The following is a 16,574-nucleotide window of genomic DNA, read 5'->3' on the forward strand; positions in this document are numbered from 1 at the left end:
TTCGACTTTACAGCAAAAAATACAATCCCCGGTTTTCCGGGGATTTTTTATTATGGTGAAAAGTAAAAAGTGAAAGGTGAAAGAAGGGTGAAATGTCAGACGTGAAAAGTGAGAATTTCCTCCTTCTTCCATTCCTCTGTCTCCTTAGCCCCCTTTGTTCCCTTTTCCTTTCCTCCATCTTCCTTTCCTCCCTCTTCCATGCCTCCTTTGTCTCCCTGCTTCCGTACCTTCGCTCCATGCTCGACAATTACGCTATAGCCGATCAGTTTAGTCTGCTGGCTAAACTCATGGATATCCACGGAGAAAATTCTTTCAAGGCTAAATCTTATGCAAGCGCTGCCTTCTCCATTGAAAAATTACCTGTTCAACTCAGCGATACCCCGCGGGAAAAAATAGCCGGATTGAAAGGAATCGGCGACAGTACTTCCAAAAAAATAGCGGAGTTGCTCGATACGGGCAAACTCACTGTATTGGATGAACTCATCGTCAAAACGCCACATGGCATTTTGGAAATGATGCAGATCAAAGGGCTGGGGCCAAAAAAGATTGCTACCATCTGGAAAGAAATGGGCATCGAATCTCTTGGTGAATTGTTATACGCCTGCAATGAAAACAGACTCCTGATGTACAAAGGTTTTGGAGAAAAAACGCAGGAGAGCGTCAAACAATCCATCCAGTTCTACAATGCCAACAAGGGACAATTTTTGTATGCAGAAATTGAATCCTTTGCACAACAACTCGAAAACTTTTTCATCAACCGCTTTCCCGACCAACAAACCAGTTTGTTTGGTGATACACGCCGCCAGGCAATCATCATCACCAAAGTGGAACTGATCACTACTACCAGTTTGCCTGATATTCAATCGGCTCTGGAAACACTTCAATTCCAAACCATACAAACTGAAAATGAATCAATTCATGCACAAGCACCAGATGGTACCAAGGTAATAGTTCACCAATGCCTGCCGGATGAGTTTATTCAACAATTGTTTACCAGCACCTGCAGCCAGCTTTTCCTGGATAGATTCCAGCAACTTGCTGAAACTGCGAAAGCAAACAATAGCGCAAGGGAAAACAACCATCGATTTAAATCAGAAGCAGAACTATTCCAATCTGCTGGCATCCACTACCTTCCCCCCAATCAACGAGAACTCCCGGATGCCATTCAACCACTCAGCAATTCCGAATCAGCCCCTGTCATCACTACAGCCGATATAAAAGCTGTCATCCACTCCCACAGCAATTGGAGCGATGGCCTCCATACCATTGAAACCATGGCCAAAGCCTGCATCGAAAAAGGATATGAATACCTGGTGATAAGTGATCACAGCAAATCTGCATTCTATGCAAACGGTCTTTCCGTGGATCGCATCCGCGAACAACATGTTTATATCGATGAACTCAACGCCAGCCTCAGCCCCTTCCATATTTTCAAAAGCATCGAATGCGACATCCTGAGTGATGGCTCACTTGACTACGATAACGATACACTTAACAGCTTTGACCTGGTAATTGCATCCGTTCACAGCAATCTGAAAATGACGGAAGAAAAAGCCATGCAGCGCTTACTCACAGCTATTCAGCATCCGGCAACCGCAATACTCGGACATATGACTGGCCGTCTACTTCTTAGCCGCCCAGGATACCCAATAGATCATAAAGCCATTATTGATGCCTGCGCCGATAACCAGGTAGTTATAGAAATCAACGCGCACCCTCGAAGGCTTGATCTCGACTGGAGCTGGATCCCTTATGCACTGGAAAAAAACTGCCTCCTCTCTATTGATCCGGACGCGCACAGCGTGGAAGGATTTGAAGATATCCGGTATGGTGTTATTGCTGCGCAGAAAGGCGGACTAACAGCCAGGCACAACCTAAGCAGTTTTACACTCGACCAATTCAGGAACTGGCTGATGGCAAGGAAACAAAGAAAGTAGTACCATCCGTTTCACTGGTCTCAAACCAGATCCGGCCTCGGGCCTGTTCCACTATTCCTTTGCTCATGGCCAATCCCAGGCCGGTGCCTGATGTTTTGGTAGTGAAATTCGGCGTAAAGATCCTGGATTGTGTAGTAGCAGGAATTCCCTGCCCATTGTCGTGAACTGAAATAACGATCGTATCCTCTCCCCATTCTTCAGTCACTTCCACAAGGCGTAACTCCCGGTTTTCTGTAGCTTCCATAGCATTTTGCAACAGGTTAGTGAACAGGCGGTTCATTTGCGTTTTATCCGCAAATACCCAAACGGGTCCGTCCACCGGTTTCCAGGTAAACACTACCAGGTCATTGGAATCATACAGGGACGAGAGCGATTGTAATATCTCATGCAGGTCGAACAACTCATTGTGCGCATTGCTGATATTAGCAAACTGTGAAAATTCGGATGCGATCTTCGAAAGGTGATCAATCTGTTCCACCAGGGTATTCGCCACATTGAATGTTAGCTGCTTTACATCCCCGTTATTACTTTGAATCGCTTTTTGCAGATACTGAATGCTTAGTTTCATCGGAGTGAGCGGATTCTTGATCTCATGCGCCACCTGCCGGGCCATCTCCCTCCAGGCTCCTTCCCGTTCACTTTTGGCCAGGGCCGCCGCACTTTCTTCGAGCTTTAACACCATCTTGTTGTACTCCTTCACCAGCTCACCAATTTCATCGTTCCGGTTCCACTGAATCTCATCATTGTGCTGGCCCAGGTTCACGGCCCGCATTTTCTCACTAATCAGAGAGAAAGATGCCGTAATCCGGTTGGTAATAAAGAGCGCAATCACACCTGCAATAAGGAAAATAAAAGCATTCAGGTTAATTATCGTTACCAGGAAATTGGAGATCTCCCGCTTCAATTCTTCCTGTGAGTCGAAGGATGGCATGTTCAGATACGCATAAGGATTACCCTCTTCATCACGTACTGGAGAATAAATACTTTGGTAACTGATTCCTCCTATTTGTTCTGTAGTAGTAAACTGCACCAACTTCTGCCGGTGGATCCGGTAATAAGCTTCGGGATTCATACGCGAGCTCAATATCCCCTTATCATAAATGAAAGGGTTCGAAGACAAACGCAACTCGCCCTGGGTATCATAGATATTGATATCGGTTCCATGAATTTCCGATACCTCCCGCACCAGTACTTCCAGGTACTCATTGTATCCACTGTCGTACAAGCGCAGCATATAATCAAAAAATGTCTGACTGTCGATCTTATTCTCTACCTCATTACTCATGATCTGGATCGCCCGGCTCAACTGATCCTGCTTATTGCGGTTGTACCGGTTAATAAAGAAAAAGATCGTAGCCGCCCCAATCACCAGGAAGGAAAAAAGGCTGATAAAAATGATCGTCCCATGAACCTGTGTACGGAGGTTCAATTGCATTTCTTTTCGCAGGTTCGACAGGCGCAACCTGGATCGAACCAGGAGGGAGATTAATTGAAAAATGCCCAGCAAAAGTAGAAAAGTAGAAAACAGGTAAGCCACCAGAGTTATGGATTCAAGCCAGAGATTATTCAGTTTGGCGATAATCACCACCTTATTGTTATCACGGTACCACAATTCATCATATCCCTCATTTTTCCGGAAGGTGAAATTATTGGGCGGCAACTGTTTATCACTCAACCTGGTAGGAAAGGCATAATCATTGAAATAATCAATCAGCTCCCGGTTGTTGTAAATTGCATAACTGTAAATCGGAGAATACTCATCCGGTAAAAAATCCTTTCTGCCCCGGAACAACTCCGGCACCAGTGCATCGTTTTTATATTTCTTCGGCTCAGATAATATGAATACATAACCGATGGCAGTACCTGAGGTATCGGTTACCATCTTTCTACTTATATACGCGTACTTATCAAATGCCTTTTCGAAATAGCGCATATCCGGCACATTGGTCGGTTTGCCTTCCATTCGATAAATGATATCCAGTGTATCAAAGGAAACCGGTGCATCATTGTATAGCGACCTTTCCTGCGAATCAAAGGTGTAAATCCTGGTATCGTATTTATTCAGATAGGCACTGAAGTTCTTGTTGATCAGGCTGTCTTTCAGGTACTGATTGGATGAAGCCAGCCGAAAGCGATTGAAATTCGCGTACAGGAAATCATTGTCAAAATAGGTAAGTGCAATACTCAGCAGGCGTTCGGATGTTGGATCCGCCTGTGTTGCCAGCTTTTCGGCTGTTCGTTTCCGCTGCTCCAGTTCAATCCGGCTATTCTCTGCAATAATGATCAGCGAAATCGATCCCGAATAAAGGAATATCCAAAGCAATAAAACAGATACTGACCAACGATGATCCTTCGTGATCAACATAGGCTGACGTAACAGCCAGGTATAACCGATCAGCCACACCAGTACAAAAAGATTCAGCTCTACAATATTCCCACTTTGAATAAATGTGATCAACAATAACCCAAAAGCGGCCAGGAAAGCATAGAGATAATAGGCATTGTTACGCAGCAATGGAGCGAGCACCCGAAGGATTACAGAAGATGCCAGGAAATAACTCAGCGCCAGCGTTGCCAAAACAACAAAACCCCAGAAACTATACACATCCAGGCTAAAAAAATTAGTTACATTAAAGGAAATCCTGGCTGCATCGGCGATCAGACTACGGATGATTATGGCAAAAGAAAAGGTAATACTTACCAATAAAAAAGCACCAACGGCCACCAATGGCCATTTCATCCAATGTTGTTGAAATGCCTGAAGGTTCATTCCTACGCTCTTCCGATAGATAAACAACAATATCCAGCAGAACAACAGAGAGTTGATCAGCAAATCCCCCAGGGATGGAAGGAGCAAACTTGAGCTATAAATTCCCGGATCAAATAATTCAAACTCTGACCAGGCCAGGGTGTCGGTAAACATATAGGTCAGTAGCCGTAACCCAATCACCGTACCAGCAAGGAATAGTAGCCCCCGTACAAAACCATAGGTCTCTGCAATACTGTTCGCAGCACTATGTACAGCGATCAGCAATAAAACAATGGCAATAATATCCAGCACGATCGCCCATTCATTGGCCGAAGAGTCCGCAGATACGTTGCGGGGCTGCAGATAAAATAACAGCTTACCGCTTATACTCCGAACCGGATAGGCTGTTTCCGTTTCGGTTATGGTCACGGAAGATTCCGCACTGGGAAATCCAGCAAACTGGGAAGAGAGGTTACTGTTCTGTACAAAATATTCTTTCCTGACCTCAATCATCGCAATTAATAATAATTGCTCCCTGGCCAGTGGAATCAGCTTTCGGATGCATTCATATTGCCCGTTCTGTAAACGTACCAGCTGAATACTATCCTCACTGTAAATAATATCGGCCGTTGGTTCTGTTTGCTGATAACTCCAGAACTGCAGTTTCCAGTTATTGTATTGATCCGGACGATACAGAAATACCCCCAGGTTATTCCTGCTCAATTTTTGCAGGTGATCCACATCATAGGTTCCTTCAGCCAGTACTTTTAAAAGGGCTGTATCCCTGGACAAAGCTTCCACCTGCTGTTCCTGCACCTGGATCCTGTTTTCAATCGCATTGCGCAGATAAGGTGCAGACGAAGCGCCAACAAAATAATTATTGATGATAAATGCTATTGTGAACAACCAGGCGGCCGCCAGCAGGAAATAGGCATTCTTTTTTAATATTCCGATGACAAACTGGATCAACTGCTTGATTTTTTCGCTTTGATTTCATTCCACAAGGCATCCATCCCTTCCAGATTCATATCCTTGAGCTCTAACCCCTTTTCACGGGCCAGTTCTTCCATCTGCGTAAAACGGTTGATAAACTTCTGATTGGTCCGGGCCAGAGCATGTTCAGCATCCACCTGCAAAAACCGTGCATAATTGATCAGTGAAAAAACCACATCCCCAAACTCGTCTTCTACCTGATCCTGGTTCCCGCCTGCTATTGCCTCTTTTAATTCCTGCATTTCTTCTTCCACTTTCTCCCAAACCTGCTCCCGGTTATCCCACTCAAATCCAACCTGCTTTGCTTTCTCCTGCAGGCGCATAGCCTTAACTGTTGCAGGCAGCGACTTAGGCACCCCGCTCAATACCGACTTCTTCCCTTCCTGGAGCTTAATCTGTTCCCAATTGCGTTTGACATCTTCCGCATTCTCCAGCTTTACTTCACCATATACATGCGGATGCCTGCGGATCAGCTTCTCATTGATCCCCTTTAAAACATCCTCCAGGCTGAATTGCCCCTGTTCCTGCCCGATTTTTGCATAAAATACGAGGTGCAGAAACAGATCACCCAACTCCTCTTTTATCCCTTTCCAGTCTTCATCCGAGATTGCATCCGCCAGTTCATACAGTTCCTCAATAGATTGCTGCCGCAAACTTTGAATGGTCTGTTTTTTATCCCAGGGGCATTTCTCCCTGAGGTCGTTCATTATATCGATCAATTGCCCAAATGCTTCCTGTGCCGCTGCTTTCATGATGGTGGTTTTAATGACCCGAATTCACGGCTTGTGCCGCACTGATGGCGGTAAAGATCACCAATAGCACCATCATCATAAAGAATGAAAGGATATTTAACAGTATAAATTTAAGCAGGGTCTTTTTGCGGCTTTCACCATAAAACTTCCGCATCCCCTTGTACAGGTATAGATAAACTGAAATAGTAATGATTACCTGAGCAAGGTTGATAATACCCCAATCGGTATAATCCTGCAAAGCCCCTAGTGCAAAACTGCCGAGCAGAAAAATAAAAGTGGCGCAATAGGTATGAATGGTAAAAATGGCATGATCCGAGTAAAACAGATCTTTCCTTCGTCCGTATAGCAGTTGCAGGAACCAGGCAAACAGGGGAAGAGAGGCAAACAACATCTTTGGGAAACTATGAAAAAGATTATTCAGAAAACTCTGTAAATAGGCCCGTTCTCCCTTGAGTTTACCGGTTTCAGATGCTGCAATGATTTTGGTTACGAATATTTTTTTAATCCAGCTATCTTTCTTGTCTTTTGGCAAGGCTTCCTGCATGCGACGATAGGCCTCCAGCGATTCATAATTGGATGAACTGAAGGCATCATTGCTGCTATCCGTAGACATATTGATATTTAATCCCTGATCCTCTTCATCAATCTTTAAATTACCCGGCACTTTGATACCTTCCTTTTCCAGGGTATCCAAAATTTCTTTACCGGTTGCAGAACGGATGGAGTCTGCTATTTTCTTGTCTTTGATTTCTTTTTCAAGCGCCTTAATGTCTTTTTCAAGTCCGGCCAATACCCGCTGCGCCGTTTCCCTTTCTACTGCGTTTGTTGACAGTAACGGTTTCTCCTGTACCACTTCTTTTGCCAGTTTCAGGCTCTCCAATTTTTCCTTTCGCTTATCCGAATCCGATTTGCCGATGTTTTCCGTATTGTACATCGTGAAGAAAATGATGAAGAAAAAAGCGGAGGTGAACACATACATCCGGATAGGGTTCAACTGGCTGTTTCTTTTTCCCTGAATGTATTCAAGGGATAATTTTCCCGGCTTCGTCAGCAACTGGCTCATAGTGCCAAAAAACTTGCTGTCGAAATGCGTTATATCATAAACAAAATGCGTGAGTAAACTCCAGAAGGATTCCCTGGCAATAATATTCTCCTGTCCACATTGCTGGCAATAACGGCCAGCCACTTCCGTTCCACAGTTCAGGCAATTCTTTTCTGTTCTTTCCTTATAATGCGACACTTGTTAAAATTTGAATAAAAATAAATACAATTAGTTAAGTTGCACTCATTCGCCAGTGTATAAACAATAGTCCAGATGAAAAACATCGCTTTTATTCTCATTTTAGCCCTAAGTTCTTCCCCGCTATGGTCACAGTTCTATTATAACGACCTGTTGGCCAATCGCCAGACTAATCAACGTTACCAGCAATTGCTTGAAAAAGGAATCAAAAAAGTGACTATTACGAGCTACGACGGAAATACCCCTGAATCAGCGGGCTTCACTGCCGAGCAAACCCTGGATCCCAAAAAAGGGCTGTTGGTAACCCGTACACAAACCAATCAAACAGGTGATACGCGTATCGAAGCTAAATACAATGAAAAGGGATGGCTGATCAGCAGCAGGGATACCGCCCAGAACGCTTCCAGCCAATCTTCCTATTCCTATAACCCCAATGGTCAGTTGATCCGCCTGGAAAGCAGCAGCAGATCTGATAATATCACCACAACAGAAATTCACAACTGGACATACAACGAAGCCGGATTGCCCCAATCCATGCAACGGATTCGCAACCAGGTGGACACTACCACTGTTAGTTTTGTATATGACGAAAAAGGAAACCTCGTAGAAGAAAAGGCGATCCGCGCGAACCTCCCAGCGATCACCTACTATTATTATTATGATGCCAAAAACAGGTTGACCGATATCGTTCGGTTCAATATTAAAGCACAGCGGTTGCTACCTGATTATATATTCGAGTACAATGAAAACGACCAGCTTAAAAAAATGACTATGGTACCCGAAGGCACCAATGCCTACGAGCAATGGTTCTATCAATACCTCCCCAATGGCCTGCGCAGAATGGAGCTGGTTTACAACAAACAACAACAACTCATGGGTAAAGTGGAATACGATTATGAATAAAAATCTCAACCTGCTTTTTTTATGCCTGGTTTTTAGTTCCCTTACCAGCCTTGTTTCCGCCCAGTCGCAGGAAAAACTAAAGGTTCTGGTTGTTGGCATGACACACGACCATGTTCATGGTATCCTTCAATTTCATAAACAGGGAAGAGTAATCATCACCGGAATTGTGGAAAGTAATCCCGAACTTATTGAACGTTATAAAAAGTCCTACCAACTGCCGGGTTCCTTATTTTTCAAGGATATTAGTTCTGCATTAAAAACGATCAAACCACAGGCAGCATTGGCATTTAATGCCATTAATGAACACCTGTCTGTTGTAGAATCCTGCCTTCCCCAGGGCATTCCCGTTATGGTGGAAAAACCACTTGCCACTACCCTGGAAGACGCCAGAAAGATAGAAGCGCTTTCGAAAAAATACAATACGGCCGTACTTACGAACTATGAAACAACCTGGTACAACAGTAACCACTATGCGAAAGACCAGGTGGATCAGGGTAACCTGGGCAAGATCCATAAAATAGTAGTGCATTCCGGCCATGAAGGACCGAAGGAAATAGGCTGCAGTAAAGAATTCCTCGACTGGCTTACTGACCCGGTTAAAAATGGAGGTGGTGCGTCACGCGATTTCGGCTGTTACGGCGCCAATTTGATGACCTGGCTGATGAATGGGAAAGCTCCCAAATCCGTTACGGCCATTATCCAGCAATATAAGCCGGCCACCTATCCAAAAGTAGATGATGTGGCTACTATACTGCTGGAATACGAAACCACAACCGGGGTTATTGAAGCATCCTGGAACTGGCCCTATTCCATCAAGGATATGGAAATATTTGGTTCTTCGGCTTACTTACATGCGGTAGATGCTCAATCCATTGTTCAGAAAAAACAGCAATCCAAACCCATCAGCGGAATTGCTCCGGCAGCTGTGTATGGGGATTTCATAAGTTACCTCGAAGCTTTTCTGGCAGGAAAAATTACGGACGCGAATGACCTTTCATCATTATCCAACAACCTGCTGGTTGTAAAAATCCTGGATGCTGCTACCCGTTCCGCCAAAGAAGGCAGAAAGATCATGCTGGATTAAATAGTTACTTACGGGGAAGATGTTTTTTACGGTATTCACTTGGAGAGCAGCCATGGATCTGTTTGAATTGCCGGGCTACATTGTTTGTCAGATTTAATCCGGCTTCGTGTGCTATCTCTGAAATCCGTTTATCCGTTTCGAGGAGGCGTTCAGAAAATTTCTGCATCCGAACCTTGCTGATGTATTTATAAACACTGGTACCTGTTACCTCCTGGAATTTCTTCTCTAATGAGCGCCTGGAGATCGTTAGTTGCCCCAATACATCCGAAACATTAATATCATGATCCAGGTTTTTATGAATAAATTTCAGCGCTTTAGCGATATAAGCATCATCTACAGCCGCAATATCAGTTGACTGCCGGGTTACAATATAGGTTGGCATGACCATCACATTCCGCGGCTTTTTAACTTTGCCCTGGATCATCAGATCCATCAGCCGGCCTGCTTCATATCCTCCTCTTTCCGTATCAAGGTTAATACTCGACAAGGGTGGATCCGATAAGCTGCAGGTTAATTCATCATTATCAACACCCAGTACAATAACATCTTCGGGTATGCGAATATTCGCATGTTTGCAGGCTTCAGCAATATGTAGTCCCCTGGCATCATCGCAGGCCATGATAGCAATTGGTTTAGGCAGTTGCTGTAACCATTCACTCAGATCAGAAGGTTTGTAGTACCATAGTTCCGAATTACCCGTATCCTCTTTCTGATTAAAATAGTAAACATCAAATCCGCGTTCATTCAGATAATCTTCATACCCCATGGAACGTTCCCGCGACCATACAATATTTTTAAACCCGTAAAAAGCAAAATTCTTAAACCCCTTCTTAACAAAATATTCTGCTCCCATCTGGCCGGCTTCATAATATCCGCCGGTAATATTGGGAAATTCTTCAAAGCGCTCTTTATAATCCTCTACGATCAGGTGTATACCTGATTCGGCAATTTTCCGTACATCCCTGGTATTATTCAGTTGCGCAATGATACCCTGTGCCCCCCACTCTTTGGCAAACTTCAAAATCCCTCTGATACCCAATGTTTCCCTGTAATAAATGGGCATATTACAAAACAGGGCATTGCTGTTTTCCTTAAAATACCGGACAATCCCCATCATCAGACTCTGCCCGTATTTTTCAGAAATATCAAATAAAAGGATGATCTTATTCATTCAGAAAAGAGTTGCAACAGGTAAATTAAAGCAGTTTGAAGATTTTACAAAATCATACCAGCGCCTTGACCGGAACTAATGCTGCAGCTCCCAGTAACGCAATGTTCTCCGTTTTGGAATGAATCACTTTTACCTGTTTGAGCAGGGATGGATACATAAAGTCATCCATACTCAGATACATACTTTCTTCAAAGTATTTGTATGCATTGGAAATGGAACCTCCAAGCAATACAGCCTGCGGAGCATATGCATACAAAACCACTTTTAATACATTACCCAGGTGATGACCGTATTCCTGCCAAACCTGCAAGGCTTTGGGTTTTCCTTCCTGTGCATCATAAAAAAGTTCTTCGGCAGTTGTATCATGAATGTCAAAAAAACTGCTACTGGAATAGTATTCCAGATTTTTATCGAGATATGGAAAATAGCCGATTTCTCCTGCTCCGCAATTCACTCCAAGGTATAACTCGCGATTAATCACAATAGCAGTTCCAAGTCCCGTTCCTACAGAAATTGCTACAAAAGAATCAAATGGCTGCGCAGCACCAAACTGGTGTTCGCCCAGGGCAAAACAATTCACATCATTGTTTACAAATACCGGTTTATGAAACTGATCTTCGAGTATTTTTTTCAACTCTACTTTTTTCCAGGAAGGAATATTCACCACATCAAACACTACACCATTGTCCACATCCACAATGGAAGGAACCCCAATACCTATGCCTTCCACTTCTTCATTTACCAATGGTTCAATTACTGCTATTATTTGCTCCAGTGTTGCATCCAGCGAATGTTTATTGGTTAACTTATGACTGATCGATTGCAACACCTCTCCTCCCTGAATTAATCCGGCCCTAATATTCGTCCCGCCTAAATCAACGCCTATGATCATATTTAATTAATTAAATGATAATACAGGAGTAATACCTGTCAAAGGATGGTAACAAAACTACCCGCTGTACAGCAGAATACTGCCTATATATGCGTATCAATCACATCAAATTGCGTAGCATAGATCGCATTTTGATGATTACGCATTTTGATGATTAATATTCGCTTCGTGTTTCATTGCAACTAGATAGCTAGTCTAATTTTATAGAGCCTTTGTTTTTAACTGAATAACCAACTAGATTATGAAACTAAACTTACTGCTAAAGAGGCTTTTTGCTTTCATAGCAGCGATTGCACTCCATCAACTTGCATTCGCGCAAACATCGGTTACCGGGAAGGTAACAGATCAAAGCACCGGTGCTCCTCTCTCCAATGTAAATGTCACCATTAAAGGAACCAACAGGGGAACCACTACCAACGACAATGGCGTATTTTCCCTAAACCTGCAACAGGGTGACGCCATTCTTGTTTTTTCAAGTACCGGTTTCGCAGAAACTGAAATTGACATCAATGGACGCAGCACTATTGACGTTGCACTCTCAACTTCCAGCACCAAACTTTCTGAAGTGGTGGTGGTGGGTTATGGTACTCAATCACGCAGGGATCTTACCGGAGCGGTTGCTTCTGTAAAAGGCGATGCCATTCAGAACCTGCCGGTCTCCAGTGCCTCACAGGCGCTGCAGGGACGTGCAGCTGGTGTGAATGTAGTACGCAGTGGTGGTAACCCCGGCAACCCCGGCAGTATTCGCATACGCGGTACAGGCACCATTAACAATGCTGATCCGCTAATCATCATTGATGGTATTCCCGCAGGTGATCTGAACGCTGTCAACCCCAATGACATCGCTTCTATTGAAGTACTTAAAGACGCTTCGGCTTCCGCTATTTATGGTACACGTGCTGCGAATGGGGTGGTTATCGTCACCACCAAACGCGGTGGTTTCGAACAACCCATGCGACTGAATGTGAATGCCTACACCGGCATGTCAAATGCCATAAAAACGCTTGACATGCTGGATGCTGCCACCCTTGTTGAACTGAAAAGAGAACGTTTTACCAATGACGGCCTCACAATTAACCCTGTATGGAATGATCCCTCCAACTCAACGCAAAGAACCAACTGGCAGGATGAATTATTCAGAACAGGTACTGTTAACAACATAGATGTGGCGCTTAGTGGCGGTTCTGCCAAATCCTCCTATATGTTATCGGCAGGCATGTACGATGAAAAGGGAATTATTACCAATTCCTTTTTCAAACGTTATAGTATGCGTTTAAATTCAGATCATCGCATCGGAAAGCGATTGAAAGTAGGGCAAAGTATTCAGCTGACCCGCTCCAATGACAACAGCCTTAATACGCTCTCTGCCCAGGACGGCCTGATCTGGAGTGCCATCCGCTTCATGCCATTTATTCCAGTTAAAAATGACGATGGATCCTGGGGTACTTCCAAAGCGTCCAATGAATTCGGCGATATCAACAACCCGATCTTTACTGCCAATACCATTGATGCAGACAATATCAACACCCGCCTCCTGGCAAATATCAATGCAGAATATGAAATCCTGAAAGGGCTGAAGTTCAAAGTGAACCTGGGTGTGGATGGAAACCATTATACCGGCCGTAATTTCAACATCATTATTAGTGATCAAACCCGTACAAGGAATAACAATTCCCTGAACAGAAGCTTTAGTGAATCTTACTCCTTACTGGGTGAATACTTCCTTTCCTACAGCAATATTTTTGCCGGCAAACACAAACTGGATGCCGTTGCAGGTTATACTTCACAAACTTTTGACGGAGATAATTTTTCTGCTGCCAAACGTGATTTCCTTAACGAAGACCCCAACCAGCGCTATCTTGATGTCGGCCAAACCTTACAAGGTATCGGTGGCAATCGGTATTACGATGCCCTGCAATCAGTTTTCGGAAGGATTAACTATGACTACGATCAGCGTTATCTGTTCACGGCTACTTTCCGGGCGGATGGTTCCTCGAAGTTTGCAGATGGAAATAAATGGGGCTATTTCCCGGCCTTCTCTGCAGGCTGGAGAATTTCCAATGAAAAATTCTTCAATGTTTCATTTATTGATGAGTTGAAACTCACAGCAGGCTGGGGACAATTAGGAAACCAGAATGTAAACCGTTTGCAATACCTCGCGCTGATTGGAAATGGCGGTCGTTATTCCTTCAATAATAACACCACGGTAGGCAATACGCAAACCAGACTGCCCAACCCGAATATCTCCTGGGAAACAGCAGAAATGTCCAACATTGGCCTGAGTGCAGAGTTGTTCAATCGTAAACTTGCTGTGAACCTGAACTACTTTGATAAAAAGACACGCGATATGCTGCTGTCTCCTCCTACCATTGGAACAGTGGGCACACTCAGCATTCCGGATCAGAACGTAGGTGTATTGAAGAACAGTGGTTTTGAAATGGATCTTTCCTATAGCAATCGAGCAGGAGAATTTTCCTATCGGTTAGGTGCCAACGCCGCTTTCATCAAAAACAAAGTGATTGAATTGTATGATGGAAACTTTATTGGCTCACGTACCTACGGTCGCCCAAATGAAGAGATCTCCCGTACCTACGAAGGATTACCAATTGGTATCTTCTACGGATGGAGAACCGACGGACTCTACCAGACTACAGACGATATAAGCAAGGATCCCAATATCGCAAATGATCCCCGCCGTACTGCAGGTTTGATTGAACCCGGAGATGTACGTTTCCTTGATATTAATGGTGATGGACTGATCGATGACCGTGACCGTGTCAACCTGGGCAGCCCGCACCCGAAAATGGTATATGGTTTCAATGCTGATTTCAATTATAAAGGATTTGATCTCGGTTTGTTCTTCCTTGGCAATGCAGGTGTGAAAATCTTTAATGCAGATCGCATGCAGGGTCTTGATCCTACTTACTCATTCAATATGTATGAAGAAGTTAAGGATCGCTGGACAGGACCTGGTACCAGCAACACCATACCCCGGATGACCACGCGCAGGAACAACCGAAATTACCGGACATCCGATATGTTTATCGAGAAAGGAGATTTCCTGCGGCTGAAGAATCTCAGCATCGGATATACGCTGAATGACAAACTGACGAACCGCCTTGGTATTGGTAAAACCAGGTTCTATATCACTGGTCAAAACGTATTCACTGTTACAGGTTATTCAGGCCTTGATCCTGAATTGGGCTATACAGATGGTAACAGGCAGATCAATGTGGATTACGCACAGTATCCGCAATCCCGGACCTGGATTTTTGGACTCAATGTTACCTTTTAACTGAAAAAAGAATTGACTATGAAACATACGATAGTATACAAAGGATTTCTGTTGCTCCTGGCCGTTGGCGCAGTGAGCTGCAATAAAGACCTGCTGGATTCGCCACCTTATGGGCAATCTACCTCAGCGGATTTCTGGAGAAATGCCGATGACGCCGTTTCTGCATCCAACGCGCTGTATTCTTTCCTGGGTGATGAATACACCTTTGCACATACGGAACAAACCTGGGATATCTGTTCAGACGACCAGTGGAGAGCCGGTGACCACCCGGAGGACCAGGCCATTGAAGATTTCACTGTGGAACCTTCGAACCCCCAATTGAACGATAGCTGGGGTAGGAAATATGAAATTGTATCACGTGCCAATGCCGTGCTGATCAATGTTCCAGAAATCAATATGGATAATGCCTTGAAAAATCGTATCCTGGGCGAAGCGCACTTTATACGTGGACTCATCTACTGGCAGTTCTACAAGATCTACGGTGAAGTACCATTGATTCTGGAAGCCAATGTTCGGGAAAACAATTACAATGTTCCCAAAGCAAGCCTGGCTGAAATAGAAGCACAGATTGAATCCGATTTTCTTGCTGCCGCAGATCTGCTGCTCACTACCAATGACAATGCAAATCTTGGCCGCGCTACCAAAGGTGCGGCCTGGGGTTACCTTGCTAAATTCTATATGTACAAGGAGAATTTCCCCAAGGTGATTGAATTCGGTAACAAAGTAATCACTGGCCCTTATGCACTGGCACCAAGTTTTGGCGACAACTTCACGCCCGCTACCAAAAACAACCCGGAAGTACTTTTTTCTATTCAGTGTACAGAAGGCTGGACAGAAAACGTAGCTTCTATTTATTACGGTCCTCGTCCCTGGGGTGGATGGGGATTCCAGGAACCAATTGATGACCTAGCAAATGAATTTGAACCAGGTGATGAACGCATGGGTTACACCATGGCAAAAGTGGGTGATATGATTGATGCTGGTGCTTCCAATGGCGGATTACAACCAGTTCCGGCCGGTCTCACCAATACCGGATATTTCTTCCGCAAATACGTAAGCTGGAGACCGGATGGCGGCCTGGACAACAATATGAACATTGTAATGCTCCGTGCTTCTGATATTTATCTCCTGGTTGCCGAAGCAAAGATTCGCTCCGGACAAAATGGAGACAATGAGATCAATGCCGTACGTCGTCGTAATAATATACCCGATGTAAGTAATGCAACCATGCAGGATCTTATTCATGAAAGAAGAGTGGAACTGGCTGGTGAAAACGAACGCCACCTCGACCTGATGCGTTGGGATCGCGCCAATATCATCGATTTGCGTGCCCATTATGCAATCAACCGCGGTCAGTGGAAACCTGCCCGTACGTTCACTCGCCCCAAAAATTATAAATTCCCGATTCCCCAGCGCCAGATTGATCTGAGCAATGGGGTGCTGATACAGAACCCAGACTACCAATAATTGGTTAAGGCTTTTTGAGCAATCCCTAACCGGCTCCTATACTTTTGCAGTTTTGTATAGGGCCGGTTTTTTTATTTTTACATCTTCGCAG

Annotated in this window: 11 protein-coding genes; 5 read left to right on the forward strand and 6 right to left on the reverse strand. The window is 44.3% G+C overall.

The genetic code is table 11. The features are described 5' to 3' along the window. Positions 1–7: 7 nt before the first annotated feature. Positions 8–238, reverse strand: coding sequence for a hypothetical protein (locus MD536_RS07810; RefSeq protein ID WP_239597450.1), 231 nt, complete (start codon positions 236–238; stop codon positions 8–10). Here MD536_RS07810 and MD536_RS07815 point away from each other — a divergent pair. Then, complete coding sequence (locus MD536_RS07815) at positions 237–1,937, forward strand: DNA polymerase/3'-5' exonuclease PolX (RefSeq protein WP_239597452.1); 1,701 nt, start codon at positions 237–239, stop codon at positions 1,935–1,937. The two genes, MD536_RS07810 and MD536_RS07815, sit on opposite strands and share 2 nt — an antisense overlap. On the opposite strand, the gene MD536_RS07820 is transcribed toward MD536_RS07815, so the two are convergent. Genes MD536_RS07820 through MD536_RS07830 form a run of 3 tightly spaced genes read right to left on the reverse strand, consistent with a single transcriptional unit; the run spans position 1,900 to position 7,671 of the window. Beyond that, the gene (locus MD536_RS07820) at positions 1,900–5,655 is read right to left on the reverse strand and encodes a sensor histidine kinase (RefSeq protein ID WP_239597453.1); all 3,756 of its coding nucleotides are present in this window, start codon (positions 5,653–5,655) and stop codon (positions 1,900–1,902) included. The genes MD536_RS07815 and MD536_RS07820 overlap by 38 nt on opposite strands. Further along, positions 5,652–6,431 (reverse strand): nucleoside triphosphate pyrophosphohydrolase, encoded by a 780-nt coding sequence (gene mazG, locus MD536_RS07825; RefSeq protein WP_239597457.1) that lies wholly within the window; start codon positions 6,429–6,431, stop codon positions 5,652–5,654. Before mazG ends, MD536_RS07820 begins: the two co-directional genes overlap by 4 nt. Positions 6,432–6,441: 10 nt before the next feature. Beyond that, complete coding sequence (locus tag MD536_RS07830) at positions 6,442–7,671, reverse strand: DUF3667 domain-containing protein (RefSeq protein WP_239597459.1); 1,230 nt, start codon at positions 7,669–7,671, stop codon at positions 6,442–6,444. A gap of 75 nt (positions 7,672–7,746) precedes the next feature. On the opposite strand from MD536_RS07830, the gene MD536_RS07835 reads away from it, so the two are divergent. Both MD536_RS07835 and MD536_RS07840 read left to right on the forward strand, forming a co-directional pair. Then, a complete protein-coding gene (locus tag MD536_RS07835; protein WP_239597462.1) occupies positions 7,747–8,574 on the forward strand; it encodes an RHS repeat domain-containing protein in 828 nt (275 codons plus the stop codon). Beyond that, the gene (locus MD536_RS07840) at positions 8,567–9,658 is read left to right on the forward strand and encodes a Gfo/Idh/MocA family protein (protein ID WP_239597464.1); all 1,092 of its coding nucleotides are present in this window, start codon (positions 8,567–8,569) and stop codon (positions 9,656–9,658) included. The genes MD536_RS07835 and MD536_RS07840 overlap by 8 nt, the downstream gene beginning before the upstream one ends. A gap of 4 nt (positions 9,659–9,662) precedes the next feature. On the opposite strand, the gene MD536_RS07845 is transcribed toward MD536_RS07840, so the two are convergent. Together MD536_RS07845 and MD536_RS07850 are read right to left on the reverse strand one after the other, a co-directional pair. Beyond that, positions 9,663–10,829: a DNA-binding transcriptional regulator gene (locus tag MD536_RS07845; RefSeq protein WP_239597466.1), complete on the reverse strand. Its 1,167-nt coding sequence runs from the start codon at positions 10,827–10,829 to the stop codon at positions 9,663–9,665. Positions 10,830–10,881: 52 nt separating this feature from the next. Next, a complete protein-coding gene (locus tag MD536_RS07850; protein ID WP_239597469.1) occupies positions 10,882–11,721 on the reverse strand; it encodes an ROK family protein in 840 nt (279 codons plus the stop codon). 241 nt (positions 11,722–11,962) lie between these two features. Between MD536_RS07850 and MD536_RS07855 the strand changes: the two genes are divergently transcribed. Together MD536_RS07855 and MD536_RS07860 are read left to right on the forward strand one after the other, a co-directional pair. Continuing rightward, the gene (locus MD536_RS07855; protein ID WP_239597472.1) at positions 11,963–15,016 is read left to right on the forward strand and encodes a SusC/RagA family TonB-linked outer membrane protein; all 3,054 of its coding nucleotides are present in this window, start codon (positions 11,963–11,965) and stop codon (positions 15,014–15,016) included. Positions 15,017–15,034: 18 nt separating this feature from the next. Further along, entirely contained in the window at positions 15,035–16,483 is a 1,449-nt protein-coding gene (locus tag MD536_RS07860) for a RagB/SusD family nutrient uptake outer membrane protein (protein WP_239597473.1), read from the forward strand. The last annotated feature ends 91 nt before the right edge of the window (positions 16,484–16,574 follow it).

The organism is Flavihumibacter cheonanensis (assembly GCF_022352215.1).
Classification (GTDB): Bacteria; Bacteroidota; Bacteroidia; order Chitinophagales; family Chitinophagaceae; genus Flavihumibacter; species Flavihumibacter cheonanensis.

Coding starts and splice junctions, on each gene's coding strand:
- MD536_RS07815 (WP_239597452.1), top strand. CDS start 237: ATGCTCGACAATTACGCTATAGCCGATCAGTTTAGTCTGCTGGCTAAA.
- MD536_RS07810 (WP_239597450.1), bottom strand. CDS start 238: ATGGAGCGAAGGTACGGAAGCAGGGAGACAAAGGAGGCATGGAAGAGG.
- mazG (WP_239597457.1), bottom strand. CDS start 6,431: ATGAAAGCAGCGGCACAGGAAGCATTTGGGCAATTGATCGATATAATG.
- MD536_RS07835 (WP_239597462.1), top strand. CDS start 7,747: ATGAAAAACATCGCTTTTATTCTCATTTTAGCCCTAAGTTCTTCCCCG.
- MD536_RS07840 (WP_239597464.1), top strand. CDS start 8,567: ATGAATAAAAATCTCAACCTGCTTTTTTTATGCCTGGTTTTTAGTTCC.
- MD536_RS07845 (WP_239597466.1), bottom strand. CDS start 10,829: ATGAATAAGATCATCCTTTTATTTGATATTTCTGAAAAATACGGGCAG.
- MD536_RS07850 (WP_239597469.1), bottom strand. CDS start 11,721: ATGATCATAGGCGTTGATTTAGGCGGGACGAATATTAGGGCCGGATTA.
- MD536_RS07855 (WP_239597472.1), top strand. CDS start 11,963: ATGAAACTAAACTTACTGCTAAAGAGGCTTTTTGCTTTCATAGCAGCG.
- MD536_RS07860 (WP_239597473.1), top strand. CDS start 15,035: ATGAAACATACGATAGTATACAAAGGATTTCTGTTGCTCCTGGCCGTT.